Origin of the sequence: Streptomyces pacificus (assembly GCF_011766325.1) — a bacterium.
GTDB classification, from domain to species: domain Bacteria; phylum Actinomycetota; class Actinomycetes; order Streptomycetales; family Streptomycetaceae; genus Streptomyces; species Streptomyces pacificus.
Genome location: NZ_BLLG01000001.1, coordinates 545,696 through 568,195, shown reverse-complemented (window position 1 = coordinate 568,195; position 22,500 = coordinate 545,696). Strand labels below are relative to the sequence as shown.

Annotated in this window: 30 protein-coding genes and 1 tRNA gene; 21 read left to right on the top strand and 10 right to left on the bottom strand. The window is 70.0% G+C overall.

Going from position 1 to position 22,500, the window contains the following annotated elements; all coding sequences use genetic code 11:
* The first annotated feature begins 8 nt into the window (after positions 1 to 8).
* The 14 genes from SCWH03_RS02390 (at position 9) to SCWH03_RS02325 (ending at position 12,389) form a co-directional block, all read left to right on the top strand.
* Complete coding sequence (locus SCWH03_RS02390) at positions 9 to 341, top strand: hypothetical protein (RefSeq protein ID WP_173261059.1); 333 nt, start codon at positions 9 to 11, stop codon at positions 339 to 341.
* A gap of 70 nt (positions 342 to 411) precedes the next feature.
* On the top strand, positions 412 to 894 hold the full coding sequence (locus SCWH03_RS02385) for a phage tail tube protein (RefSeq protein ID WP_173261057.1): 483 nt from the start codon (positions 412 to 414) through the stop codon (positions 892 to 894).
* Positions 894 to 1,409 carry a hypothetical protein gene (locus SCWH03_RS02380; protein WP_173261055.1) on the top strand — a complete coding sequence of 172 codons (516 nt, stop codon included), beginning with the start codon at positions 894 to 896 and terminating at the stop codon, positions 1,407 to 1,409. Before SCWH03_RS02385 ends, SCWH03_RS02380 begins: the two co-directional genes overlap by 1 nt.
* 122 nt (positions 1,410 to 1,531) lie before the next feature.
* On the top strand, positions 1,532 to 1,717 hold the full coding sequence (locus tag SCWH03_RS02375) for a hypothetical protein (protein ID WP_254076502.1): 186 nt from the start codon (positions 1,532 to 1,534) through the stop codon (positions 1,715 to 1,717).
* Positions 1,718 to 1,730: 13 nt separating this feature from the next.
* Positions 1,731 to 5,564: a phage tail tape measure protein gene (locus SCWH03_RS02370; RefSeq protein ID WP_173261053.1), complete on the top strand. Its 3,834-nt coding sequence runs from the start codon at positions 1,731 to 1,733 to the stop codon at positions 5,562 to 5,564.
* Positions 5,561 to 7,033, top strand: coding sequence for a hypothetical protein (locus SCWH03_RS02365; protein WP_173261051.1), 1,473 nt, complete (start codon positions 5,561 to 5,563; stop codon positions 7,031 to 7,033). Before SCWH03_RS02370 ends, SCWH03_RS02365 begins: the two co-directional genes overlap by 4 nt.
* On the top strand, positions 7,030 to 8,121 hold the full coding sequence (locus SCWH03_RS02360) for a hypothetical protein (protein WP_173261049.1): 1,092 nt from the start codon (positions 7,030 to 7,032) through the stop codon (positions 8,119 to 8,121). The genes SCWH03_RS02365 and SCWH03_RS02360 overlap by 4 nt, the downstream gene beginning before the upstream one ends.
* Before the next feature lie 91 nt (positions 8,122 to 8,212).
* Positions 8,213 to 8,923, top strand: coding sequence for a hypothetical protein (locus SCWH03_RS02355; RefSeq protein WP_173261047.1), 711 nt, complete (start codon positions 8,213 to 8,215; stop codon positions 8,921 to 8,923).
* The gene (locus SCWH03_RS02350) at positions 8,920 to 9,675 is read left to right on the top strand and encodes a glycine-rich domain-containing protein (RefSeq protein ID WP_173261045.1); all 756 of its coding nucleotides are present in this window, start codon (positions 8,920 to 8,922) and stop codon (positions 9,673 to 9,675) included. The genes SCWH03_RS02355 and SCWH03_RS02350 overlap by 4 nt, the downstream gene beginning before the upstream one ends.
* 10 nt (positions 9,676 to 9,685) lie before the next feature.
* Positions 9,686 to 10,180, top strand: a complete 495-nt coding sequence (locus tag SCWH03_RS02345; protein WP_173261043.1) for a hypothetical protein — start codon at positions 9,686 to 9,688, stop codon at positions 10,178 to 10,180.
* Between the two features lie 54 nt (positions 10,181 to 10,234).
* Positions 10,235 to 11,335 carry an N-acetylmuramoyl-L-alanine amidase gene (locus SCWH03_RS02340; protein ID WP_173261041.1) on the top strand — a complete coding sequence of 367 codons (1,101 nt, stop codon included), beginning with the start codon at positions 10,235 to 10,237 and terminating at the stop codon, positions 11,333 to 11,335.
* A 15-nt stretch (positions 11,336 to 11,350) separates the two neighbouring features.
* Positions 11,351 to 11,581, top strand: coding sequence for a holin (locus tag SCWH03_RS02335; protein ID WP_254076501.1), 231 nt, complete (start codon positions 11,351 to 11,353; stop codon positions 11,579 to 11,581).
* The gene (locus tag SCWH03_RS02330) at positions 11,578 to 11,832 is read left to right on the top strand and encodes a hypothetical protein (RefSeq protein ID WP_173261039.1); all 255 of its coding nucleotides are present in this window, start codon (positions 11,578 to 11,580) and stop codon (positions 11,830 to 11,832) included. Before SCWH03_RS02335 ends, SCWH03_RS02330 begins: the two co-directional genes overlap by 4 nt.
* Before the next feature lie 113 nt (positions 11,833 to 11,945).
* Positions 11,946 to 12,389, top strand: a complete 444-nt coding sequence (locus tag SCWH03_RS02325; protein ID WP_173261037.1) for a RapZ C-terminal domain-containing protein — start codon at positions 11,946 to 11,948, stop codon at positions 12,387 to 12,389.
* Positions 12,390 to 12,655: 266 nt separating this feature from the next.
* Here the strand turns inward: SCWH03_RS02325 and SCWH03_RS02320 are convergent, their stop codons facing one another.
* The 5 genes from SCWH03_RS02320 to SCWH03_RS02300 all read right to left on the bottom strand — a co-directional run bounded on the left by SCWH03_RS02320 (position 12,656) and on the right by SCWH03_RS02300 (position 15,443).
* Positions 12,656 to 12,952, bottom strand: coding sequence for a hypothetical protein (locus SCWH03_RS02320; protein ID WP_173261035.1), 297 nt, complete (start codon positions 12,950 to 12,952; stop codon positions 12,656 to 12,658).
* An 88-nt stretch (positions 12,953 to 13,040) separates the two neighbouring features.
* Positions 13,041 to 13,916, bottom strand: a complete 876-nt coding sequence (locus SCWH03_RS02315) for a hypothetical protein (RefSeq protein WP_216854704.1) — start codon at positions 13,914 to 13,916, stop codon at positions 13,041 to 13,043.
* On the bottom strand, positions 13,913 to 14,215 hold the full coding sequence (locus tag SCWH03_RS02310) for a hypothetical protein (RefSeq protein ID WP_173261033.1): 303 nt from the start codon (positions 14,213 to 14,215) through the stop codon (positions 13,913 to 13,915). Before SCWH03_RS02310 ends, SCWH03_RS02315 begins: the two co-directional genes overlap by 4 nt.
* Before the next feature lie 97 nt (positions 14,216 to 14,312).
* Positions 14,313 to 14,882, bottom strand: coding sequence for a hypothetical protein (locus tag SCWH03_RS02305; protein ID WP_254076500.1), 570 nt, complete (start codon positions 14,880 to 14,882; stop codon positions 14,313 to 14,315).
* A 36-nt stretch (positions 14,883 to 14,918) separates the two neighbouring features.
* Positions 14,919 to 15,443 (bottom strand): hypothetical protein, encoded by a 525-nt coding sequence (locus SCWH03_RS02300; protein ID WP_173261031.1) that lies wholly within the window; start codon positions 15,441 to 15,443, stop codon positions 14,919 to 14,921.
* Positions 15,444 to 15,642: 199 nt separating this feature from the next.
* On the opposite strand from SCWH03_RS02300, the gene SCWH03_RS02295 reads away from it, so the two are divergent.
* On the top strand, positions 15,643 to 16,068 hold the full coding sequence (locus SCWH03_RS02295) for a DUF6221 family protein (RefSeq protein WP_173261029.1): 426 nt from the start codon (positions 15,643 to 15,645) through the stop codon (positions 16,066 to 16,068).
* Here SCWH03_RS02295 and SCWH03_RS02290 read toward each other — a convergent pair whose 3' ends face one another.
* Entirely contained in the window at positions 16,069 to 16,233 is a 165-nt protein-coding gene (locus SCWH03_RS02290; RefSeq protein WP_173261027.1) for a hypothetical protein, read from the bottom strand.
* Positions 16,234 to 16,546: 313 nt separating this feature from the next.
* Between SCWH03_RS02290 and SCWH03_RS02285 the strand changes: the two genes are divergently transcribed.
* Both SCWH03_RS02285 and SCWH03_RS02280 read left to right on the top strand, forming a co-directional pair.
* Positions 16,547 to 16,759, top strand: a complete 213-nt coding sequence (locus SCWH03_RS02285; RefSeq protein WP_173261025.1) for a hypothetical protein — start codon at positions 16,547 to 16,549, stop codon at positions 16,757 to 16,759.
* A gap of 13 nt (positions 16,760 to 16,772) precedes the next feature.
* The gene (locus SCWH03_RS02280) at positions 16,773 to 17,075 is read left to right on the top strand and encodes a hypothetical protein (RefSeq protein ID WP_173261023.1); all 303 of its coding nucleotides are present in this window, start codon (positions 16,773 to 16,775) and stop codon (positions 17,073 to 17,075) included.
* 94 nt (positions 17,076 to 17,169) lie between these two features.
* Here the strand turns inward: SCWH03_RS02280 and SCWH03_RS02275 are convergent, their stop codons facing one another.
* Positions 17,170 to 17,430, bottom strand: coding sequence for a GntR family transcriptional regulator (locus SCWH03_RS02275; RefSeq protein ID WP_173261021.1), 261 nt, complete (start codon positions 17,428 to 17,430; stop codon positions 17,170 to 17,172).
* 153 nt (positions 17,431 to 17,583) lie between these two features.
* On the opposite strand from SCWH03_RS02275, the gene SCWH03_RS02270 reads away from it, so the two are divergent.
* Positions 17,584 to 17,808, top strand: a complete 225-nt coding sequence (locus SCWH03_RS02270) for a hypothetical protein (protein WP_173261019.1) — start codon at positions 17,584 to 17,586, stop codon at positions 17,806 to 17,808.
* A gap of 202 nt (positions 17,809 to 18,010) precedes the next feature.
* On the opposite strand, the gene SCWH03_RS02265 is transcribed toward SCWH03_RS02270, so the two are convergent.
* Together SCWH03_RS02265 and SCWH03_RS02260 are read right to left on the bottom strand one after the other, a co-directional pair.
* Complete coding sequence (locus SCWH03_RS02265) at positions 18,011 to 18,127, bottom strand: helix-turn-helix domain-containing protein (protein ID WP_173261017.1); 117 nt, start codon at positions 18,125 to 18,127, stop codon at positions 18,011 to 18,013.
* 502 nt (positions 18,128 to 18,629) lie between these two features.
* Positions 18,630 to 18,701: transfer RNA gene (locus tag SCWH03_RS02260), tRNA-Val, on the bottom strand.
* Between the two features lie 415 nt (positions 18,702 to 19,116).
* On the opposite strand from SCWH03_RS02260, the gene SCWH03_RS02255 reads away from it, so the two are divergent.
* The 3 genes from SCWH03_RS02255 (at position 19,117) to SCWH03_RS02245 (ending at position 21,463) form a co-directional block, all read left to right on the top strand.
* The gene (locus tag SCWH03_RS02255; RefSeq protein ID WP_173261015.1) at positions 19,117 to 20,487 is read left to right on the top strand and encodes a hypothetical protein; all 1,371 of its coding nucleotides are present in this window, start codon (positions 19,117 to 19,119) and stop codon (positions 20,485 to 20,487) included.
* Positions 20,488 to 20,617: 130 nt separating this feature from the next.
* Positions 20,618 to 21,232, top strand: coding sequence for a DUF4383 domain-containing protein (locus SCWH03_RS02250; protein ID WP_173261013.1), 615 nt, complete (start codon positions 20,618 to 20,620; stop codon positions 21,230 to 21,232).
* 9 nt (positions 21,233 to 21,241) lie between these two features.
* Positions 21,242 to 21,463, top strand: coding sequence for an FmdB family zinc ribbon protein (locus SCWH03_RS02245; protein WP_173261011.1), 222 nt, complete (start codon positions 21,242 to 21,244; stop codon positions 21,461 to 21,463).
* Between the two features lie 177 nt (positions 21,464 to 21,640).
* Here the strand turns inward: SCWH03_RS02245 and SCWH03_RS02240 are convergent, their stop codons facing one another.
* On the bottom strand, positions 21,641 to 22,498 hold the full coding sequence (locus tag SCWH03_RS02240) for an HAD family hydrolase (RefSeq protein WP_371872594.1): 858 nt from the start codon (positions 22,496 to 22,498) through the stop codon (positions 21,641 to 21,643).
* Positions 22,499 to 22,500 lie beyond the last annotated feature (2 nt).

The following is a 22,500-nucleotide window of genomic DNA, read 5'->3' as shown; positions in this document are numbered from 1 at the left end:
GACATCCCGTGGCCACTCTCTCTGTCCAGGCGATCACAGCAGGCGGGCTGAGCCCGACCTACAGTGCCGCATCCGGCGGTGGCGACAAGGTCAAGCCGGGCCCGACGACCTTTCTGCACGTGATCAACGGCGACGCGTCGCCGATCACGGTAACGGTCGCGGTGCCGGGGAACTTCTACGCGTCTGTCGCCAACCCGGACCTGCCGGTCACGGTCGGCGCATCGGACGAGGAGATGATCCCCGTGCCGGCGACCCCGTTCGCCGACTCGTCCGACTCCGGTCTGGCGTCCATCTCGTACAGCGCCGTGACGTCCGTGACCGTGGCCGCGCTGCGCATCTGACCCTGCCCACTCGCTGCCCGCCCCGCCGCCCGGCTGGGGCTTCTTCTATGCCCCCGAAGGAGGCACTGCCGTGTCCGATGTGATCAACGACGGCAAGACCCGCGTTGCCTGGGTCACCACCATCGCCAACATCACCGCGCCGACGGTCGCCGAACTGGACGCAGGTGACGACCTCACCCAGCGGATCACCCCCGACGGCCTGAACATCCCCGCCGAGACCGCCGACGTCGACAACAGCTCGCTCGCCAGCACGTTCACCACGAACCGGGCTGGCCGCCGCGGCTTCTCCCCGGAACTGACGTTCAAGCGCGGCGACACCCCCACCGACGACCTGCCGTGGTCCACCCTCACCTACCAGACGCAGGGCTACCTCGTCGTGCGCCGCATCCTCCCGTACACCACGGCGTGGGCCGCCGGCCAGGAGGTCGAGGTGTACCCGGTTGAGTGCGGCGAGCGGAACACGATCCCGCCGGCGCCGAACGAGGTCGGCAAGTTCACCAGCCAGATGAAGCTGCGCGAGGAGCCCGACACTTCCGCGACGGTGGCCGCCTGATGCCGAACCTCAAGGACATCCTCGCGAAGGCGCGGGCCCGCGAGCACACGGTCAGGATCTGCCTGGCAGGCGATGTCGCGGCCGAGGTCGACCGGCTGGAGGCGGAGCTCGCCGGCCTGTCGCAGTGGCAGCAGGAGAGCCTCGCCGACAAGAACCCGGGCCTCGAGCTCGCCGAGAAGATCAAGGCGGCTCGGGAGCGGATGAAGGAGGCCGAGGTCGATTTCACCTTTCGGGCCCTCGGTGCGAAGGCCTGGTCGGATCTCGTGGCCGAGCATCCGGGGAAGGACTCCGACGAGTCGTGGGATGCGGAGAGCCTCGCCCCGGCGCTGGTCGCCGCGTGCGCTGTCGACCCCGAGATGACCCCGGCGGAGGTCGACGAGCTGTTCGAGGCCCTCAACTTCGGGCAGCGTCAGCAGCTCATCGACGCCGCCTGGCAGGTCAACGGGGAGGCGACGACGATCCCTTTCGCGCTGCACGCCTCCGCGATCCTCGCCTCCCACACCGAAGGGAAGTAGAGACCGCCAGGGCATGGGGCGTACCCCGGTCCATCTTCCTGGGCAGGCCGTGGCCGCAGCCGGGCGAGCCGCTGTGGCTGGACGACGACCGGGAGTGGGCCCTGGCCCTGCAGTACGTCGAGATGGACGTGTGCCCGGACTGCCGTCAGCCGTGGGACGACGCCACCAGCAAGGCCAACGAATACCTGTGGCACGCCACGCTGACCCGCTGCCACGCGTGCGCCGCGGCGGCTCGCGCCAGCGGCGAGTTCGAGAGTTCGGGTGGCGACATGCGCGGCCTGCACGTCCATGTCTCCCGAGACCAATAGCATGAGGTGAGCCGTGGCCGTCCGGACCGTATCCGTCCTGCTGACCGCCGACATCGCCGCGTTCCGGGCCCGGATGGGCGAGGCATCCCGGACGGCGAACCGCACGTCTAACGACATCCGCACCAGCATGCGCAACGCGGGTCGGACGATGACGCAGGTCGGGGAGAGTCAGAGGAACGCCCTCAAGGCGGTGCAGGGCGGCTCCATTGCCCTGATCGCCGCTTTCGGGTTCGCGGTGGCCGCGTCGGCGAGGTTCGAGAAGGCCATGTCGAACGTCGCGGCGGTGACCCAGGCGTCGGCCGGCGAGATGGCCGGCTTGCGGGCGGCGGCGCTGGAGGCCGGGCGGACGACGGCGTACTCGGCGACGCAGGCCGCGGAGGCGGAGTTCGAGCTGGCGAAGGCGGGTATCGCGGTCGCCGACATCGCCGGGGGCGCCCTGAAGGGCTCCCTGAATCTGGCGGCAGCGGCCCAGATCGACCTGTCCGAAGCGGCGGAGATCTCCGCGACGACGATGACCGTGTTCGGGCTGAAGGGCAAAGACGTCGGGCACATCGCGGACGTCCTGGCGGCCGCGGCGAACAAGTCCGCCACCGATGTGCATCAGCTTGGACTGTCTTTCAAGATGACCGCGCAGGTCGCGGCGCAAACCGGACTGACGCTGGAGGACACGACCGGCGCGATGGCCCTTTTCGCGTCCGAAGGGCTCAAGGGCTCGGACGCCGGCACGAGCTTCAAGGTGATGCTGCAGCGGCTCACGCCGCAGTCCAAAGAGGCTCAGGCCACGATGGACCGGCTGGGCTTCTCCGCCTATGACGCGAACGGGAACTTCGTCGGGCTGCATGAGGTCGCGCAGCGCATGAAGGAGGCTTTCGGAAATCTGACGCCGGAGGCGCGGAACGCGGCCATGGGCGTCATCTTCGGCTCGGACGCGGTCCGCGCCGCGGGGATCCTGTACAAGCACGGCGAGGCCGGCGTGCGGAAGTACACCGACGCCGTGGACGATCAGGGCTACGCGGCAGCAGTCGCCGCGACGAAGATGAACAACCTCATCGGCGACCTGGAGCTATTGAAGTCCGCCCTGGAGACGGCGCTGATCGAGTCCGGGTCTGCCGCGAACGCGGCGCTGCGGGACATGGTGCAGTGGGTCACCCGGCTGGTGAACGTGTACAACGGCCTGCCGCCGGCGCTGCAGCAGACTGCTGGCGTGATGACGGGCCTGGTGGGCGTCCTCGGCCTGGCGGCCGCGTCGATGCTGCTCCTGCTGCCGCGCATCATGCTGGTGCGCCGGGAGCTGGCCGCGATGGGGGTCACGGCGGCCACGGTCCGGGCGCAGATGATGACCCTCGGCAAGCTGGGGCTGGTGCTGGGGACGCTGACCGCCCTGGCCTGGGGTATCGACACGGTCGTCAGGCAGCTCGATAACGCCTCGCCGAGCGTCGCCAAGCTGACCAACTCGATGCTCGACTTCGAGCGCAAGGGGAAGGCAACCGGTGAGGCAGCGCGCCTGTTCGGGGAGAGCCTCGACGGCGTGGGGGAGGCCGCGGCCCGCATCGCCCACCCGGGCGTGCTCGACCGCTTCGAGGACTTCTTCTCCACCTTCGACCCGATGGCCGAGGGCGGCCCAGGCCTCGAGAAGGCCCGTACCCAGCTGAAGGCGATCGACGAGTCCCTCAGCAGCCTCGTGCAGTCCGGGGCCACGAAGGAGGCGGCCCGGCAGTTCGCCCTGTACGCGGCGGAGGCAGAGAAGGGCGGCACGTCCACCGAAAAATTCCGCACCCTCCTGCCCGGATACGCGGAGACGCTCGCGGGCGCAGACACGCAGACGAAGCTGGCCGCGGACTCGCAGGGCCAGCTCGGCAGCGAAGCGGCCACCACCGCGGACGAGCTGGCCGACCAGCGCACCGAGGCTGAGAAGCTCACCGACGCCCTCAGCACGCTGAACGGCGTCGCGATCGACGCCGCCCAGAAGGAGATCAGTTTCCGCGACTCCCTGCGGTCGCTGACGGAGGCGGTCAAGGAAAACGGCACGTCGCTGGACGTCACGACGGCGAAGGGCAGCGCCGTCAAGGGCGCATTCCTCGACGCCGCGGACGCGGCCATGGCGCACGCGCAGTCCGTCGCGGAGCAGCAGGGCTCGATGGAGGCCGGTAATGCCGTCCTGGGTGCGAACATCAGCGCCTTGCGGATGGCCATGGACCAGGCCGGGTTCACCAAGAAGCAGATCGACGACCTGACCGCGTCCTACCTGCGGCTGCCGCAGTCCGCGGCGACGAGTATCACCGCGCCCGGAGCGGTGAAGGCCGCATTGGAGGTCGACCGCCTTTATATGGAGGTCGCCGGGCTCCAGCCGGGGAAGACGGTCACCATCAAGGCCCCGACGTCCGCCGCGATCAAAGAGCTTCGCGCTGCCGGCTATCAGGTCAAGGCGATTCCCGGCAGCAAGAGCGTCAAGGTCACAGCGCCGACCGGCACGGCGGTGGCGAACGCCGAGGCGCTGAAGCGTGCCATCGACAACCTTCGCAGCCGCACCATCACGGTCACGACTCGGCATGTCGTCACCGGCGACACGGCACGGGCTCGAGGCTCGCACGGCTCCCAGCTCAGAGCCGGTGGCGGTCGCATCCGCCGCTATGCCGAGGGCGGCTCGGTGTGGGGCTTCCCCGCTGGCGGCATGGTGGCCGGCCCCGGGAGCTCCACCTCGGACAGTATCCCGGCGTGGCTGTCGAATGGCGAGTACGTCATCCGCGCAGCCGCGGTGAGCAAGTACGGCCTGGCGATGTTCGACCAGATCAACGCGATGCGCCTCGCATCTGGCGGGGCTGTCGGGTACGCGAAGGGCGGCAAGGCGAAGAAGACGCCCCAGTCGGTCCTGACCGCCCGCAGGGAACTGCCGGGCGACTTCGGCGACTTCTCCCGCTCGCTGACCAAGGCCGCGGGCGACATCCGCACCGCGTCGAACGCGCTGATCGCCGACCTGAAGAAGCTCGGCAGCGCGGGCTGGAAGCTCGCCGGCCAGGTCGACCGCACCAGCCGCAAGCTGCAGACCATGGCAGCTCAGCGCGACCGGATCCGGGCCAGGATCACAGAGGCGAAGGAGTATGCGTCCACGCAGCGCACATCTGCGATGGATTTCATGGCGCTCGGGGAGGGTCGGGACGCGGCGGCTCTTATCCAGGGCCTCAAGGAGCAGCAGTCTGCCGCATTCTGGTTCCGGCGGAACACGGCCTCCCTGGAGAAGCGCGGCCTGCACAAGGATCTACTGGCGCAGGTCATCGCCGAGGGTCCCGGCGGGGCGCTGGCGAGCAAGCTACTCGGCGCCAACAGTTCCGAGTTCGCCCAGCTCAACCAACTGGCGCGGCGCGGCTCCACGCTGGCCACCAGCATCGGCCGCACCACCGCAGACGCCATGTACGACGCGGGAAGGATGGCCGGTGCGGGGTTCCTCACCGGTCTGCAGGCGCAGGAGAAGGCGCTGCAGCAGCAGATGAGCAAGCTCGGCAAGTCGATGGTGGCGTCCATCAAGAAGGCCCTGAAGATCAAATCTCCGTCGCAGGTGATGCGAGACCAGGTCGGCAGGCAGCTCGGCGCCGGCCTGGTGCAGGGCATGGATCAGTCCCTAGTGGACGTGCAGGCCGCCGGCTCCCGCATGTCTGCCGCCGCGGTCAACGCCGCCTGGGGACGGCCGCTCACGGGAGCGGTCGTGAGCCCCGGGGGCGGCACGTTCGAGGGCCCCTTGTACCTCGACAGTGGCGAGTTCCTGGGCGTGGTGCGGGGCGTGGTGCGGCCGATGCTGCGCGAGTCCGAGCAGCGGCAGGCACGCCGGGCGAAGGTGGGGAGGGCGACGTGACGATCTCTTATGTCGACACGGGGGCGCTGTCCAGCCATGCGGACACCATCACGCCCGCATTCCCTGCTGGCGTCGCAGTCGGCCGGCTTGCCGTGCTCACAGTGGTGTCCGGGCATCCGAGCGAGTCGATCCCCACCATCCCCGCCGGGTGGATTCGGGCCGGGACGTTCTCGGGCGGCGGTGGCTCATTCGCGTCAGGCACTGGGCCGCGGCGCCTGACCTTCTTCACCCGAGTCCTCGACGGAGCCGAGTCGGCCCCCTCGACGCGCATCCCGTCCGGCAGCAGCGGCTCGCACATCGCCGGCCGGATCACGGTCCTGTCCCGCTCGGCAGGCACCGGCTGGCGATGGGCCGTCTCGCTCGGCGAGGACACCAGCGCGGGCACCGGCTTCTCCGCGGCGTGCAGCACCGCGCTGCCGTGGACGGCGGGCGACTTCGCCATACTCGGCTACGGCATCCGCTCCAACGCGCCCACGATGTCCGCTGAGGCGATCACCGCCACGGGGATCGCGTTCGGCACCATCACCGAGCGGGCCGACGACTCGGTCGCCATCGGCCACCTGGCCCGGCTCGGCATCGCTAGCGGGACAGTGAGCAGCGGGGCGGGCACACAGGTGCCGACCGTCGCCGCAACCCTCTCCGCGGCTCACACCGGATCCGCCGGCGTGCTGCGGATCCGGGAAGCGACCGCCAGCCTCGACGCCACCGCACAGACAGTCTTCCCGCCCCGCAATCTGATCTCCGTGACAGGGATGGCCAGTGACGACATCGTCACGGCCACGATCGAGCGGCAGGTCGGCACCGACCGGACGGCGGTACGCGCCGCGACCGAATCCGACGTCACCGGCAGCGACGTGCTGCTCCGCATCGATGCGGAGCAGCCGTTCGGTCTGGCAGTGACCTACATCGCCACCCTCACCGACAGCACTGGCGGCCAATGGGAGCTCACCTCCAGCGCCATCACCTCCACCGTCGATACGGATGTCATCTCGGACGCGGTCCGCGGTATCGGCGCCGCCGTGAGACTGAAAGCGCCCTTCAGCAAGACTCGGACCAGGGATGCCGCGACGTTCAACATCGGCGGCCGTCTCGTCGTTGTCGGTCGTCGCCGCTCGCAGCCCACCACAACTGCCACCGCAGAGACAGCGACGGACTCCGCCGGTGACGCCCTCGACGAGACCCTCGCGGACGCCACCGAGGGTGTAATCCTCATACGCGCCCGCGCCAGCATGCCTCGGCTCGACGGCCACTATGCAGTCGTCTCAGATGAAGAGGCGCCCACTTGGTACGACGGGCACAGGCTGTGGACCCTCGAGCTGGTGCGCGTCGAGGCCTGGCCCGACGTCCTGGAAGCGGCAGGCTTCACGCTCCAGGACATCGCCGACAACTTCGAGACCCTGGCCGATCTCGCGGACACCTTCACTCCCGGCACGCTCCTCGACATCGCCCTCTTCGACTTTGGAGCGTGAGCATGCTGGAAATGTCGCCCGATGCCCTCTCCGTCGTCCAGGGCTCCCACAGCATCTACATCCGCGCCGAGTCGTGGCTTGATGGGGAACTCCTTGCGGCAGAGATACCCATCAACTCTGGCGGCGAGGAACGTGACCGGTCAGCGGCGATACCGGAGTCCGTCCGGCTCAATGTGCCGCGCCGCGACAGAGGCGTGAGCTGGGAGCCCATCGAGCCCGATCACCCGCTCGGCGCCTTCGGGCAGCAGCTGCGCATCGACTACGGCGTCGACATGGGCGGCCACATCGAATGGATCAACCGGGGCTGGTTCCTGATCACCTCGTCGGAGACGGACGGCGACACGGTAGCCGTCCAAGCCGAAGGGCTGCTGACGCTCATCGACGAGGCGAAGTTCGTCGGCCCCTTCCAACCGGCCCTCGGCGACACACTCGCCTCGGTCAGCCGCGCCCTGGTGGAGCCGGCGCTCACCATCGCTTTCGACGGAAGCCTCGTCGACCGGCCGGTGCCGCAGGGCATGCAGTGGGACACCGACCGGCTCGGCGCGCTGCGCGAGGTGCTCGGCGCGTGGCCGGCGGACTGCCGCGTCACCGAGGACGGCTTCCTCGCCATCGAGCCGCTCGTCGACACCGGCCCCCCGGTGCTCAGTCTCACCGACGGCGTCGGCGGAACGGTCATGCGCTGGCAGGGCGGAGCGTCCCGCGACGGAGCCTTCACGGTAGTGGTTGCTCAGGGCGAGGACGCCGACGGCGGCCAGATTCAAGGCGTCGCCTACGACGACGACGAGACCAGCCCGTTCCGCGCGGGCGGCCCTTTCTCCCCGCTTCCCGTCCCGCACTACCACCAGTCCCCCCTGCTGACGACGGTAGCCCAGTGCAGAACGGCCGCCGCCACCACGCTGCGCCGCCTCCGTCGCAGCGCCTCAAGGAAGCTGGGGGTATCCATGGTGCCGCACCCAGGGCTCATGACCGGTGACGTGGTCTCGGCGACCGGGGCGGGCCTCACGTCCCAGCCCTGCATGATCGAGGCACTGTCGCTGCCGTACACGCCATCGGAGATGCACCTGACGGTGAGGGTCCTCAATGGCTGACTGGGCAGACACCCGCATATCCCTCGCAGGACAAGGAACGCTCGTCGGAAAGGCACTCACGGCGCCGTCCGGCGGAGCATGCCGGGCCCGCGTGTCCGGGATCGAGGTCACCGCACGCGTCGTGGATGGCGTCTCGATAGCCGTCAACGACAGCATTCTGCTGCTGCGATGCGGCTCGGTCTACTATGCGATCGCCGTGCCCCCGGCCGCCCCGTCGGTGGAGCCACCGCCACCTGACCCGGAAGAAGTGGAGGAGGACGAGAGCGACCCTCCACCCCCGCCGAAGCCGACAGTCCGAACCGGCACGCTGACGTGCGTGCCGGTGGCGACCGCCACGTACCGCAGCGGGTGGCGCAGCGACGGCAACCCGACCAGCAGCTTCGACACCTACCAGGGCCGCTACTCCGGCAGCAGCTTCGGCAGGATGACCGGCTGCGCTTTCTACGGCTCCAAGCCCCGCTCGATCACCGGCGCCACCGTGACCCGGGCCACCGTGAAGTTCCGGCGCCTGCCGGGTGGCGACTTCGCCGCCCGCACCGCCACCCTGCGCCTCGTCTCCCAGTCCACCCGGCCGGCCGGGGCACCGACGCTCAACGAGTCGACGGGAGGCCCGTCGCTGGCGGTAAACGCCACAGCCAGCTCATTCGTCATCCCCGACTCGTGGGCGCAGGCCATGGTCGACGGCACCCGCGGCGGCCTCGCCATCCACGTCGACTCCGACAACCCGTACATCCGGCTCGCCGGCCGAAACAGCTGGTCCGCCGCCTGGACCCTGACGATCTCTTGGAGGCGGAGCTTGTGAGCGAGACCACGAAGGGCATCACGTACCCGGACGAGACCGGCCACACTCGGATCTGGGAGCACCTGCAGACCCTGGCCGAGGACATCGACGGGCTACTGCCCACCACGCCGCAGGTCGACGTCTTCACTTCCTCTGGCACGTGGAGCAAGCCGTCCGGCGCGCTGTGGGTGGTCGTCGAAGTGCAGGGCGGGGGCGGCGGCTCGGGAGGCTGCGCCGCAACTGGCGCGGGCCAGGGCGCATGCTCGGGAGGCGGCGGCGGGGGGGAGTTCGCCCGCGGCCAGTTCGCCGCGTCATCGCTCGGCTCCACCGTAGCCGTCACCGTCGGTGCCGCAGGATCGGCCGGCGCAGCCGGTGGTGCGGGCGGCAATGGCGGAACGTCGCAGTTCGGCTCCCACGTCACCGCCACCGGAGGCGCCGGCACCGCCGCGGCCAGCGCCTCGTCCGGCAATGACGTCGCCTCGGGCGGGGGCGGCGGAAACGGCGGGGCGGGTGGCAGCTTGCGAATTCAGGGCGGGGGCGGCGGAAACGGCGCCGTACTCGGCGGTGTGCCGGTCAAGTTCAACACCGGCGGCGACAGCTTCCTCGGTTCCGTCACCCCGCCGAGCGCATCCACATCCGGCCAGCGCCCCGGGAACACGGGTCACCTGTACGGGAGTGGTGCGTCTGGCTCCTCCAACGGGGCCTCGGTATCGGCCTGCACAGGCGGTGCCGGCGCGCCCGGTGTCGTCATCGTCACCACCTACAAGGCATAGAGGTGTAGTCGTGACCATCCTGAGTACGGGCGGGCTGTCTCTGGCGGGTCTGCATTCCACTACCGAGGTGGTGGCGTCCAGTCTGCCGGTGGATCTGGTGACGACGACGTGGCGGACGATGCTGCGGCTGGTGGTGCCGGTGGCGGCCGGGGATGTCCTGGACGTCGACGCCCGCGCCCGCGTCACGTCCGATGTCGGCTACACGGTGGGTGTGGGCTGGCATTTGTGGGCCTACGACGTCGACGACGGGCAGGGCTCGGCGGGCCCGTGGTGGCGCATCGGCACCAGCTGCGGCGACAACGTGCCCCCGGACCGGCATCACATGCCGCTCGCGATCACCGACGTGTACCAGGTGCCGCAGGACTGGCCTGCGGGGCATCGGATCGTGATCGTGCTGCGCGCGGACGCGCACTCCACCGCGTGGGTGTCGGGCGACACGCTCACGGTGGATGCCGGATACGGGCGGCTGACGGTACGCCGCTGGACCGGCGCACCCGCCTGCTGACCATCCACTGTGCCCCGGGCCGGCCCGGGGCACCTCATGTCTGGAGGCCCCCTGATGGCTCCCCCGATGCCAGCGCAGACGCTGGTAGACATCCTGCGCGCTGAGGGCCTGACCGTGGTGGAGGTCGGCAACTGGCGCACCCACAACCGGAACAGCAGGGGCCCGTGGGGGCCCGTGCACGGGGTGATGGTCCACCACACGGTGACGTCCGGGACGCAGCGGACCGTGGACATCTGCCGGACCGGCTACAGCGGCCTGCCCGGCCCGCTGTGTCACGTCGTCGTCGCGAAGGACGGCACGATCTACCTGGTCGGGTACGGCAGGGCGAACCATGCCGGGCCCGGAGACGGCGACGTCCTGCGCGCCGTCATCGCCGAGACCCCGGCCCGGCCCCGCGACGACGATGCGGACACGGACGGCAACGCGCACTTCTACGGGTTCGAGTGCGAGAACCTCGGCGACGGCAAAGACCCCTGGCCACAGGCCCAGTTGGAGGCGATCGAGCGGGCGGCTGCCGCTGTCTGCCGGTACCACGGGTGGGGGCCCCGGTCGGTGATCGGGCATCTGGAGTGGCAGCCGGGGAAGATCGACCCGCGCGGCTTCACCATGGACTCGCTGCGGGACCGGATCGGTGACCGGCTCGCCGTGGACCCGGAGCCCGCACAGCCCGAGCAGCCGGCGGCGGTGGGCGGCCCGTACACCGTGGAGGCCGGCGACACCCTGTCCGCGGTCGGCCGGGAACTCGGGGTGCCGTGGAAGGACATCGCCAAGGCCAACCGGCTCAAGAGCCCGTACCGGATCGTGCCAGGGCAGGAGCTGAAGATCCCCGGCAAGACCACGGCGCCGAAGCCTCTGCCGAAGCCGAAGAAGCCGGTCGTCGACCTGTCCCGGCTGCAAGCCGCGTTTCGGGCCGACCCGCCGAAGCGTGGCACACCCGTGTCCTACAGCGGCGTGCGCACTGTCGAGGTCGCCCTCATCGACGAGGGCCTGCTCTCCAAGGCATATCTCGACGGGCACGCCGGCACCGCCACCCGCACCGCCTACGCCGCCTGGCAGCGACGCTGCGGCTACCGAGGCACGGCGGCCGACGGCATCCCCGGAGCCGCATCCCTGAAGAAGCTCGCCGCCCGCCGCGGCTTCACCGTCACCAACTGATCGATCGGAGACCACGTGTTCACTTCCGCGTTCTGGAGGGCCACCGCCGAGCGGATGATCCGCACCTTCGCCCAGGGCACCCTCGGCGTGGCGAGCGCCGACGGCCTCGGCATCCTCGACGTCGACTGGGCCCAAGCCGCGTCCGTCGGCGGACTCGCCGCAGCCCTCGCCCTGCTCACCGCCATCGCCGCATCCGGCACGGGTCAGCCCGGTCCGGGCATCACCGAGTCCGCGGGCCGGACGTGACCCCGCCGGAGCAGCACCAGGTGGCGCTGGAGCTCGAGCGGCTGCGCGGCGAGGTGGTCGCAGGATTCGCCGCACTGGGCGGCCGGCTGGACACCGCGCTGCAGCGGACGTCTCAGACGGAGGCGGATATCGACAAGCTCGAGCAGCGGATCGAGCTGCTAGAGCGGGCCCGGTGGCCCCTGCCGTCGGTGGCCGCGCTGGTCGCGGTGGTGGGGCTGGGCCTGTCGCTGTATCAGCTGGCGGCCCGCTGAGATGGTGGTCCGTGCGCTGCGGCCTACTCACCTGATCATCGCGGACAGACGGGCACCAAGACGCAACAGGCAACCCCTACCGGGGCCGTCACGGGGCCGGGATCGTGGTCGACATGCAGACCACACACCTCGACGGCACCGGCCCCGTCACCGCTGTCATCCGCTCCATCGGCGCCCGCCACGATGGCTCCCACGACCTTGTCACCGACGGGCTCTACCTCGACCTGCGACGTGCACTGCGCAACCCGGCCGAGGACCCCGCCATGCGATACCTCACAGGCCTCGACGAGGCAGTCCGTGCCCACGTCCTCGCCACCCCCGGCGCCCGGGAGATCATCAGCCGGGCCGCCGTGCAGCTCCGCGCCTTGGCCGACGAGGTGCCCGTAGGTCGCCTGGCTCGCCTCACCGTCGCGTGCCAGGGGGGCAGGCATAGGAGCGTCGCGGTCGCTGAAGCCGTCGCACGCGAGGTCTGGACGGCCTGGAGCGGCGAATACGGCGTCGAGGTGGAACACCACCATATCGACCATCCCGTCCTGCCGTCGGCACAGAAGTCCTGACCCAGACACAAGCCCCCACCCCCTGCCGAGCGCAGGGCGGTGGGGGCCTTCTGCTGTGCGGTCAGCGGCGAGCAGGGTCGCGCTCGACGGGCGGGCGCTCGTGCGCTCGGCTGCGTCCCGTCAGAGCGGTGTGCCATAGTGGAGGCCTGCTCCCCGCGTCAGCGGGGATGGCCCCAGCTTCAGGGGTGTTGCACCTTGCTCCCCGCGTCAGCGGGGATACGCGCGAAGAGCCCCACCCGGATTCGGGTGGGGCTCTCGTTATTCGCCTACGGGCCGGGCACCGGGGCCGGCCCGTCACCGACCCACTCGGGGGTGCACACCCACTCTCCGGGGCCCATGCCGGTCGAGAGCCGGTCCCAGTCGTAGCCGGGCTCCCAGTCCGGGATGTCCACGGTGAGGGGCTCGCCCGTGCGCCGCAGCCTGCACGTGCCGACGGCCACGACCTTCGGGAGTCGGCCCGGCAGTGAGGCGTAGACCGTGGCCTTGTGCGTCGTGTAGGTGGGTGACCATGTGCCGTGGGTGGAGAGCTGGTACTCGACGGCGGGGCTGGCGGGGTGTGTCATTTTGGGCTCCTTGTCTGTGCGATGACCCCACTATGCCGTACGTACGGCGAAGTCGTCAAGGGGGTCGGCCCACGACACGTCTGCGCCCTCACCGACGCCACACATTGACCTTCTCCGCCACCAGGAGCGGAGCACCATCAGGCCCTTTCACATACGTCGGCACCCACGTCCGCCGACGCAGCGACCGGCCGGGCCCGTGCGCCTGATCCCGCCAATGCCCGGACACGACCCACCGGTGCCGGTACCGGCTACCGGCCCCGTCACCATTCGGCTCAGCGGTGTCGGGAACGTAATGACGGCGTAGGTCCACAAGCGTCACATCAGGTACCGGCCGCTGCGCGCGCCGGTATGAGCGGGCGACTGTCTTGTCCGCTGGCAGCGTGGCACGTTCGACGAGGTTGGGCTGCTGCATCAGAAGCCACGATGCGGCCAGCGCCTGCATCACGATCAGCGGGCAGTCCCCGACATCCAGCTCAGCCATCGGCAGCGCCTCACCGGTCAGTGGGATCGTGAACCCGTACACCGGAATCAGCGGCGGAGTCTCCTCCTCAATCAGCTGAATGTCGGTACGGGTCATCTCCGCGATCAGGCGGCGGCGGGACAACAGCAGCCAGACCATGCACTCCCCGTCATACGGCCCCCACGCGACCCCTTCCACGGGAATCTGCGCGCCCCGAGCGTCAATCGTGCTGATGCCACCGTCGAACATCGCCAGGCCGATCGGTGAGGGTCGGTCCGCGACCGTCCACCGGGCGGCGGCGAGCTGGGAGCCAGCTGACACCGCGAGGGCCGCCATATCCTCAGTGACCCAATACAGGTCAGCGGCCCTCAGCTGGCTGGCGAGCGCGTCGAGGCCGGGCTGGATGCCACTGCTCGTCCCGGACCGCAGCGCCGACTGGGGGTCGTCGAGGAACCGAAGCGTCTGGTCGCGCAGTTTCGGCAACTGAGGGGCGCGCACGTTCACTGGCTGCCTGCTGGGGCAGTGCGCCGGACGCCACGGAAGTGGCGGGACCATTGGCGTCGGCGGCGCTTGATGTCGCCGTCTCCGCCGCCGCTCCACCATTCCCAGGCGGTGTAGGCGGCCGCAGCCGCCGAAATGGAAGCCGCTGTCGTGTTCCCCTGGATGAAGCCGGCCGTGCCGGTCAGCACTTGGGAGATAGACAGGACGCCATACGCGCGGTAGGCGGGAAGCCGTCCGGCGGCCGCAGCCGCTGATGCGACCACAAGAAGTGCGATCCCCGCACCAAGCATCAGACTGGACATGAGGTGGCCTTGGATCCTTTCCGGTCCGGTGTATGGGGCCAGCCCCGGCCGTATCGGCCGGGGCGCCCGGTGCCCGTGTCGGGCTTGCTCCTATCGGTCACTCGGCGGCCTTCAGGTCGGTGCGTGTGCCGCGTCCGGGACGCTGGGCGAGCGCGTCCCGGACGTCGCCCGCCCGGTACAGGGCCTGCGGGCGGCCGGAGTCGGGGTGGGGGTGGTAGCCGTAGGCCGGCTTCACCTTCAGGCGGGACATCATCTTCGATGCGGCCTTCGCCGGGTCCTCCGCCTGCGACCCCATCTCGACGCGGCCGATCTCCTCCAGAGTGAGAGGCTCGTACCGCTCGACGATCGGCTCAAGGTCGATCTCCTCCACCATCGCGGCGAAGTCGAGCCGCCCGTCGTCGTCGACCGGGTATCCGTCGAACTCTCCCTGCTCGGGGACCGCGGGGCCGACGAACTCGTCACCGCACAGGCTGATGTCGGGCGGGAGGACGGCGTCGATGGCGGCGCGGTAGGCGCCCTGGATCTGCGCGAGCGCACCGCTCTGGTCGAGGCGGGTCCGCCAGTCGGTGTCGCCGCCCCTGATGTAGTCGAGGACGTCGGCGTCGGGGCTGGTGCTGTAGGAGCTGACGCGGCTGCACCAGGTGCCGTACACGGTCGTGGTCGTCATGGAGATGCCTCTCTTACGGGTCGTGGGTGTGATTGGTCAGAGGGCGGCGATCGCGGCGCGGACAGCGCCGAAGATGCGGGCGGCGATCTGGTCGCGGTCGAGGGAGCGCGGGTTGCCCCAGCCCCACTTGATGTAGACCTTGCCGTCGGTGGCGTCGAAGTAGACCTTGTCGACGGCGGTGGCGAGCCGGCCGGCTTCCGCGTTGCTGATGCCGCTGCCGTCGAGGCTGGCGCTGTAGATCCGGCCGGTGTTGTAGTGGTCGAGCTCCAGGCCGGGGACGGTCGCGTAGTCGCCGAGGTAGACGCGGTCCATGCTGCCGCGCTGCCAGCGGCTGCCGCCGATCGCGGTCATCGTCTCGACGGAGTACACGACCTTGGCGGCCGGCTTCTTGGTGGCCTTCATGGCGCCGATGGCGATGCGGTGGGCGAGGGAGGCGGCTTCGATGATCCAGCGGCCGGCGGTCTTGGTGGCGGCGATGACGCCGCGGCGGCACCAGGTGCGGATGGTGGCGACGGTGACGCGGGCCTCGACGGCGGCGACGGTGGCGGTGATGGTGGTCATTTTGGGCTCCCTCCCTGTGCGATGACCCCACTATGCCGTACGTACGGCGAAGTTGGCAAGAGGGATGCCCGAACCACTTCAACTCGACTGTCAGCCGCGCCTGCCACACTGGGGGTGTCAGTGGCTGCTCTACCCGGGCCCGCCCGCCGGCCCCACACGGGACAGCACCCGACGGGCGGGGACGGAACAGGAGACATACGTGAACGACCTGGTGCAGTTCCTCCGGGAGCAGTACGACGAGGAAGCGGATGCGGCGCGTCAGGCATGTTGGGACGACGACGCGAGCGGCCGATGGACTGCTCACCACCGCGAGGAGTACGACGGTCGGTGGGTCATCATCGACGGCATGGACGAGGGCGTTACTGAGGTACGCCCCCAGGCTGCTGACGACGGGCCCGTTGCCCGGCACATCGCCCGCCATGACCCGGCCCGCGTGCTGCGCGAGGTCGAAGCCAAGCGGCGGATCCTCCGCGAGCACCGCCAGGACTCACTCCCTGACGGCATCGATCTGGAGGAGTGCTACACGTGCGGCGGCGTGAACGAACGCTGGCCCTGCCCCACACTCCGCCTGCTCGCCCTGCCCTACGCCGACCACCCGAACTACCGGCAGAAGTGGAAGCCCTAGCTACGCCGCGAGCCGCTGCCCGGCCTGCCGCTCCCGCGCGACCGCCGCGGCCCACTCCACCAGCAGCGCGTGGTACGCCTCCCGGTCCACCGGCACGCCAGCGCCCGGCGGCCACAGCGCCCGGATCGCCGCATTCACCTCAGCCGCGCTACGCCCCCCACTCATAGGGCAAGGCTACTCGCGGGCACCGCCAGCCGGCCGGTCTGGGAGCTTTGCGCCGGGGCATCCGACGTACCACTCCCATAGCTGGCGTGTGATGTTGCTGCGGTCGCTGCCTGCGGCGTGAGCTGCGGCATCGAAGTCGTTGACCAACTCGTCAGAGATGCCACGCACGACTCGCTGCTTGTGCCGGTGACGGTGCTGCCGTCGGCGTTCCTCTTCGCTGGTCATAAGAAGATTGTGGCAGGTGGCTTGCCACCGGTCAAAGGGTGCGGAATGATGGTGGCAAGCCACCAGTGGAGGAGTGAGGACACCGAGCATGGCCATCTCTGCCGAAGACCAGATCATCCACTACCTGAAGGACAAGGTCGGGCTGGCCAAGGCCGACGAACTTGTGGCCGGACTGAGGGGGGAGATCGCAGCATCCCTGCGCGAGTTCGCCGATCAGGAAGACGCTCACCTCGCCCATACGTCGGCTTCGGCTTACGTGCGGGGGATCCGAGACGCCGCCGACCGCGTCACCGACAAGTAGTGAGGACACTGACATGACCGACACCATCCGAAGGACCCGCCCCGAAGCTACGGTTGAGAAGACCCTGGTCTTCGACGACACTCCCGAGACCATCCTGGTTCGCCCTATCCCGACTGCCTGCCGCACCGACATGGCCAACGACGTGATCGACCGTGACGGCTGCGGCGGCACCGGATGGATCTGCCCCGCCTGTCACGAGGGGGACGACTGCCCGACTGTCGGCAGCGACGACTGCGAGCCCGGCACCGAAGGAGCGCAGGCGTGCGTCTGTGTAGACGGCCAGTCCGGCAACTGGGAGCCCTCTACCTGGGCCTGAGCTCCGCACACAGAAGCGCCCCGCCTGAGGTAAGCAGCCGGGGCACCGCCCGTACCGTATCCGAAGCCCCGCCATCGTGCGGGGCTTCGGCATGTCAGCCCTCCGTCTTCTCCGCGACATACGTGCCGCGCTGCGGCACGGTGAACACGGCGCCTTCCTCAACCAGGACGGCGACTGCGCGCCGCACCGTGGACCGGGCCAGACCGTACTGCTGCACCAGCGACGTCTCCGACGCGATCGCCCTACCCGGCTGCCAGTCCCCGCGGGCGATCCGGGCCCGCAGGATCCCCGCCAGCTGCTGGTACGGGGTCACCGGCCCCTCGTGGTCGATCTCCGCATCCGGATCAAAGTCCATGGTCACGACGCTATGGGCGGGGGAACGAACCGGCCCGTTGAGATACGTCCCGGCACGAGCGCATACGTAGCGATACAAGACGGTACGCTGCACAGAAGGACCCCGGCGGCCGTGTCACCGGCCCCGGGGCGCGGACGACTAGCAGGAGTCGCCATGGCGGACGATAGAGCCACCAGCGCCAAGAACCCAGACGGCTGGCCCCTCGAGCGCGCCTTACGCGCCCAGGTCGACGCCGGGCAACTCGCGCTCCTCACCGCCTACCGCGCCTTCATCACCCACACCGAAACCTGCCGGCCCTGCCGCGAGACGAGCGTCGACTGCGACGAGGCCGCCGGCCTGCGGCAGGCGTACCGGGCCGCGAAAGCCGCCACCCCGTGAGCTGCCACCCGCCCCGGACGGCGGACCAGGGCGGGCGGCAAGCCCGGCATCGAACCAGCACAACGCCTGCCGACCCACAACACCGCAGGTCACGGCGCTAGACGGTGGAGGAGTTGACCGCGAGCCAAAACCGAACTGGAGTTCTGTACTCAAAACGCTTGCCGAAGGGCAATGGCGTCAGGAACGCTAACGCCGTAACCCCTTACCTGAGGAGGTCAGCGGGGTGGATGTCCAGTGCGCGGGCGATCGCGAACAAGTGGCTGATCTTGATCTCTCGGCCGGACTCGATGCGTCGGATTGTGTCGATGGAGATCCCCACTGCGGCATTTCCTGATCATGAAATAGGCGCGACGGACGGACCGCGTCCCCCCGTAGAGAAGGTGAAGACCCCACGGCGCAGGCCGCTGGCCAGCCTCACGACGGTATGGCGTATGCCGCGAGGCTAGGCGTAGCGTGCAGAAATCGAACAAGCGTCCACCCGATGGGGTGAACTACCGGTTGCCCCCTCCACCACCCGGCAAGGAGACGGTCACCCCCAGGCGCGTCAAGGGCAGCGCCGGCAGTGATTAGGGCCCACAGCCACGTGCTCTCGACGCAAGGCGACCCCCCTCTAGATCGCGGAGGGGGGTCGCCGCTCTATACGCACCCACCTGCTCGGATACTCATGATCCGCTAGGAGATTTTTGGGAGACGAACCTACGTAGCGAGCCTGGGTGAGTGCGTAGTGAGACTGTGGTCAAGCTGTAGGGAGACGCGTAAGGCCCAGGCAGAGCATGCACTCTGACCTGGGCCTTTGTCGACCAGATAACTGGTCAACGCGGTGGGCGCGGACGGTTTCGAACCGCCGACATCTGCTTTGTAAGAGCAGCGCTCTACCCCTGAGCTACGCACCCGAGAATGAGGCAACAGCCTACATGGCCCCGGGGTGGGTGCCGCAAACCAGATCGCATGGGAACTCCATGGTGAGCGGGGTGGGCGGGCCCCGGGGGCGTCCGGCGCGAGCCGCCGGCCGGCGCTGCGCGGGGAGGCGGAGGCAGGGTCGGTCACTCCGCCCGCGGGGAGCGGCCGGGGGGCAAGGCGGTGCGGCAGGGCCCGCGCCCGGTGCAGCGGCGGGAGTCCGGTGGAAGAAGGGGACCCGTCGCGGGGAGGGAGCAGTGGCGCCGCGGCGCCACTGCGGTCCACGAGCCTCGCGTTGCGTGAGCGCGTCCGCAGGATTGCCTCCTGAACTGTGAACTATCAGGCTCGTGTGTTCGTCCTTACCCAGTGGGAGAATGAACCGGCAGGACGGACACGGCACGGGAGAGGGATGTGACGGCGACACGCGCACGGCCCCGCGCAGGAGCGAGGGCGAGAGCAGTCGCCGTGCGCGACATGGCCGCACTGGTGCTGATGCCGTTGCCTTTGGTGGTCGCCGGACTCCCGGCCGCGTTCGCCGGAGGCGGGACGCGACGGTGGTTCGGCGGCCGTGGCGAGAGCCGCCGGGCCGACGCGCAGGCCGCGAAGGACGCCGCCGCTGCGGCGTTCTACGACTTGGACACCGCGCAGCGCGACCTGCGGATCTCCATCGAGACGATCGCTGCCGTCGACAGCTCTTCGGGCGCCCTCCGCGCGGTCGAGGAGTTCACCGCGCTGGGACACCGGATCGACGAGGTCAGCCACGCATACATCACCGCCGTCGACGCGCACGAACTTGACCGTGACGAGCTGGACCCCTCTTCGGCGGCGCGTGCGCGCAGGGACCTGACCGGGGCGAAGGACGCGCTGGTGCGGGTCAGGGGCGAGCTGGACCGGTTCGCGCACGGCCTCGGGCCGCTGCTGGAGAAGGCGGAAACCCAGCTGGCCCGGCTCGCCCCCGCGGTGGAACGGGCCCGGCAGGCCCTGCTCTCGGCGAGCAACGCCCTTGACGCGGTGCGCGCCTCCGGTATGCGCGCGGACGACCTGGCCGCCCGGCTCGCCGCCCTCGCCCCCGAGCTGACCAGGCTCAACGAGGGTGCCGGCCGGCACGGCGTGACCGAGACGCTGCAGCGCGCCGACCAGGTGGCACGGGAGGCCGAGACGATCCGGACCGAGGCCGGGCGACTTCCGGAACGCGCGGCCGAGATCGACAAGCGCCTGGTGTCGCTGCGTACCCGTGCTCAGGCCCTCACCACCCGCACGGAGGGCGTCGAACCCGTCCTCAGCGAGCTGCGCCGGCGCTTCACCGCCGCCTGCTGGCAGGACCTGCAGCCCGTTCCCGCCCAGGCCGCCGAGGACATGCGGCGTGCCGAGGAGAAACTCAAGGAAGCGGCCAGGGCACGGGACGAGCAGCGCTGGCCCGATGCCACGGCCCTCCTCACCACGGTCCGGGCCCTGCTGAACGGCATCGACGAGGCCGTCTCGGCCGCCGGTGACCGGCTGCGGCGACTCGACGCCGTCGCCGGGGACCCGGAGCAGGAGATCCAGCGCACCCGGTTCGCCATCCGCGACGCCCAGCGCCTGGCCATGGCAGGCCGCAACACACCTGATCCGCGGCATGCGCGCCCTCTGGACGACTCCGTTGCCCGGCTCGATCGGGCCGTCTCCGGTCTTGAGGGACGCCACCCCGACTACTGGCACTTTCTGACCGAGCTAGAAGCGGTGCGGCAGACCGTGGCCGGCGTCGTGGGCCTGATCCGCGGCGACCGCGGTCCGGCCGCGTGACGCCCCACTTGCCGGTGACGTTCAGCGCATGCGCGGTCACGCCTTCGAAGGCGTGCGCGGGATCCCGTTTGTCCGGGTGCCGCGGCGGGCGGATCCTGTAGGGAGATACGCACGGCCAAGGGAGGCCGCCATGGCATCCACCAACGCATCGCAGGACACCCGGCACCGCGGAGGCGGGCCCGTCGCCCTGAACGAGCACCTGCCCCTGGACCACAAACTCAACAAGGTCTACCGCTACGGCGCCGGTCTCATGGGTCTGATCCTGCTGGTGTTCGGGACCCTCGGGCTGACACGCAACCTGAGCTTCTTCGACACGGGCGACGCCACCATCGCGGGCCTGAGCACCAACGGTGCGCTGAGCGTGCTGTCCATCTGTGTCGGACTGCTGCTGTTCGTCGGCATGGTCATCGGCGGGAACTTCGCCTCCACGCTGAACATGGTGCTCGGCATCCTGTTCGTCTTCAGCGGCTTCGTGAACCTGGGCCTGCTGGACACCGGCGCCAACTTCCTCAACTTCCGCATCCAGAACGTGCTCTTCAGCTTCGTCGTGGGGATCATGCTGATGTGGTTCGGCATGTACGGACGGGTGAGCAGCACGCTCCCCCACGACAATCCCTACTGGAAGGCCCGCCACCCGGAGGAGGCGGCGCGGGAGGAGCGGATGCAGGCGGAGCGGATGCAGGCGGAGCGGATGCTGCCGCGGGAGGGTTCGGAGTCCGGTCGCCAGGAACGACGGCCCGGCTAACCTGTCCCCATGCCCCGATACGAGTACCGCTGCCGTACCTGCGACAACACCTTCGAGTTGAGTCGGCCGATGGCCCAGTCCTCAGCTCCCGCACCCTGCCCCGCCGGGCACGACGACACCGTGAAGCTGCTCTCGGCGGTCTCCGTGGGCGGGACGAGCACGGGGCCGGTGCCTGCGACGGCCGGCGGTGGCGGCGGTGGCGGCTGCTGCGGTGGCGGCTGCTGCGGCTGAACGACAGCCGACCGAGGGCTGACGGCTGAGAGCTGAGGGCTGAGGGCTGAGGGCTGAGGGCTGAGGAAGGGTGTAAGCCCGTATCGGCTGAGTCGGTTCCTGCCCGGCCTTCGCCCCGGGATCCCCGCCGGCCCCGTCTCGCCCCCCGGCCGGCGGAAGCCCCCGCCGTCCTCCCCTTCACGCCACGCCCCGCCCTGCTTCCGTCACCCCGCGCACCGGCCCCGTCACCCCGCGCCCCTCGTGCGTGACCATCGCCGTGAACCGGCGCAGGATCTCCTCACCCGCCGCGACCCCCTGCTCCTCAAGGGCGGTCACCTGCTGCGGTGCCCATCCGGTGTCGGCGAGTTCGCCGTGACCGGGACGCCAGGCGTGGTCTGCGGTCAGCAGCAGATCGGCGTCGAGGAGCGAGTCTCCCGCCGCGAGCACGCGCTCGGCTCCGGTGCGCCGCACGAGTTCGCGGACGGCCGCGCTCTTGGTGAGCGGCTTCGGTACGGCGTAGACCTTGCGCCCCTGAAGGGAGACCGTCCAGCCCTTCGTCTCCGCCCAGGCGGAGAGTTCCCTGGTCCAGTCTTCCGGGAGGAGCGAGCGCTCCACGACGAGATAGGCGAAGAGATCCTCGGCGACCCGCTCCTTGAGCAGCCAGGCCGGGTCCGCCGCGTCGAGCAGATGGGCGCGGACCTCGGCGAGGGAGGCGCACTCGTCCGCGAGTCTGGCGGCCACCGCGCGCTGCCAGTCGCGGTCGGACTCGCCGTCGACCAGCAGATGGCCGCCGTTGGCGCAGATCGCGTACCGGGGGGCGGGGCCGGGGAGCCGGATCCTGGCGTACTGCCGGCGGGTGCGGGTCGTCGCAGGTACGAAGACCGCGTCGCCGACGAGTTCGCCGAGCAGGGCGGCGGCGGCCTCCGTCATGTACGACAGCGGCTTGCTCTCGTACACCTCGACGCACAGCAGCCGGGGCGCCAGGGGGTCGGGCACGGTCAGCTGCAGTGCGGCCGCGGAGTAGATCAGTGTCCGGTCGAGGTCACTGGTGATCAGGG

Bases quoted from the DNA above. Each gene is read 5' to 3' on its own strand.
- SCWH03_RS02290 (WP_173261027.1), bottom strand. From the start codon at position 16,233: ATGAGTGGGGGGCGTAGCGCGGCTGAGGTGAATGCGGCGATCCGGGCG.
- SCWH03_RS02320 (WP_173261035.1), bottom strand. From the start codon at position 12,952: ATGACACACCCCGCCAGCCCCGCCGTCGAGTACCAGCTCTCCACCCAC.
- SCWH03_RS02380 (WP_173261055.1), top strand. From the start codon at position 894: ATGCCGAACCTCAAGGACATCCTCGCGAAGGCGCGGGCCCGCGAGCAC.
- SCWH03_RS02270 (WP_173261019.1), top strand. From the start codon at position 17,584: ATGGCGGACGATAGAGCCACCAGCGCCAAGAACCCAGACGGCTGGCCC.
- SCWH03_RS02285 (WP_173261025.1), top strand. From the start codon at position 16,547: ATGGCCATCTCTGCCGAAGACCAGATCATCCACTACCTGAAGGACAAG.
- SCWH03_RS02300 (WP_173261031.1), bottom strand. From the start codon at position 15,443: ATGACCACCATCACCGCCACCGTCGCCGCCGTCGAGGCCCGCGTCACC.
- SCWH03_RS02245 (WP_173261011.1), top strand. From the start codon at position 21,242: ATGCCCCGATACGAGTACCGCTGCCGTACCTGCGACAACACCTTCGAG.
- SCWH03_RS02325 (WP_173261037.1), top strand. From the start codon at position 11,946: ATGCAGACCACACACCTCGACGGCACCGGCCCCGTCACCGCTGTCATC.
- SCWH03_RS02250 (WP_173261013.1), top strand. From the start codon at position 20,618: ATGGCATCCACCAACGCATCGCAGGACACCCGGCACCGCGGAGGCGGG.
- SCWH03_RS02340 (WP_173261041.1), top strand. From the start codon at position 10,235: ATGGCTCCCCCGATGCCAGCGCAGACGCTGGTAGACATCCTGCGCGCT.
- SCWH03_RS02275 (WP_173261021.1), bottom strand. From the start codon at position 17,430: ATGGACTTTGATCCGGATGCGGAGATCGACCACGAGGGGCCGGTGACC.
- SCWH03_RS02375 (WP_254076502.1), top strand. From the start codon at position 1,532: ATGGACGTGTGCCCGGACTGCCGTCAGCCGTGGGACGACGCCACCAGC.
- SCWH03_RS02280 (WP_173261023.1), top strand. From the start codon at position 16,773: ATGACCGACACCATCCGAAGGACCCGCCCCGAAGCTACGGTTGAGAAG.
- SCWH03_RS02310 (WP_173261033.1), bottom strand. From the start codon at position 14,215: ATGTCCAGTCTGATGCTTGGTGCGGGGATCGCACTTCTTGTGGTCGCA.
- SCWH03_RS02305 (WP_254076500.1), bottom strand. From the start codon at position 14,882: ATGACGACCACGACCGTGTACGGCACCTGGTGCAGCCGCGTCAGCTCC.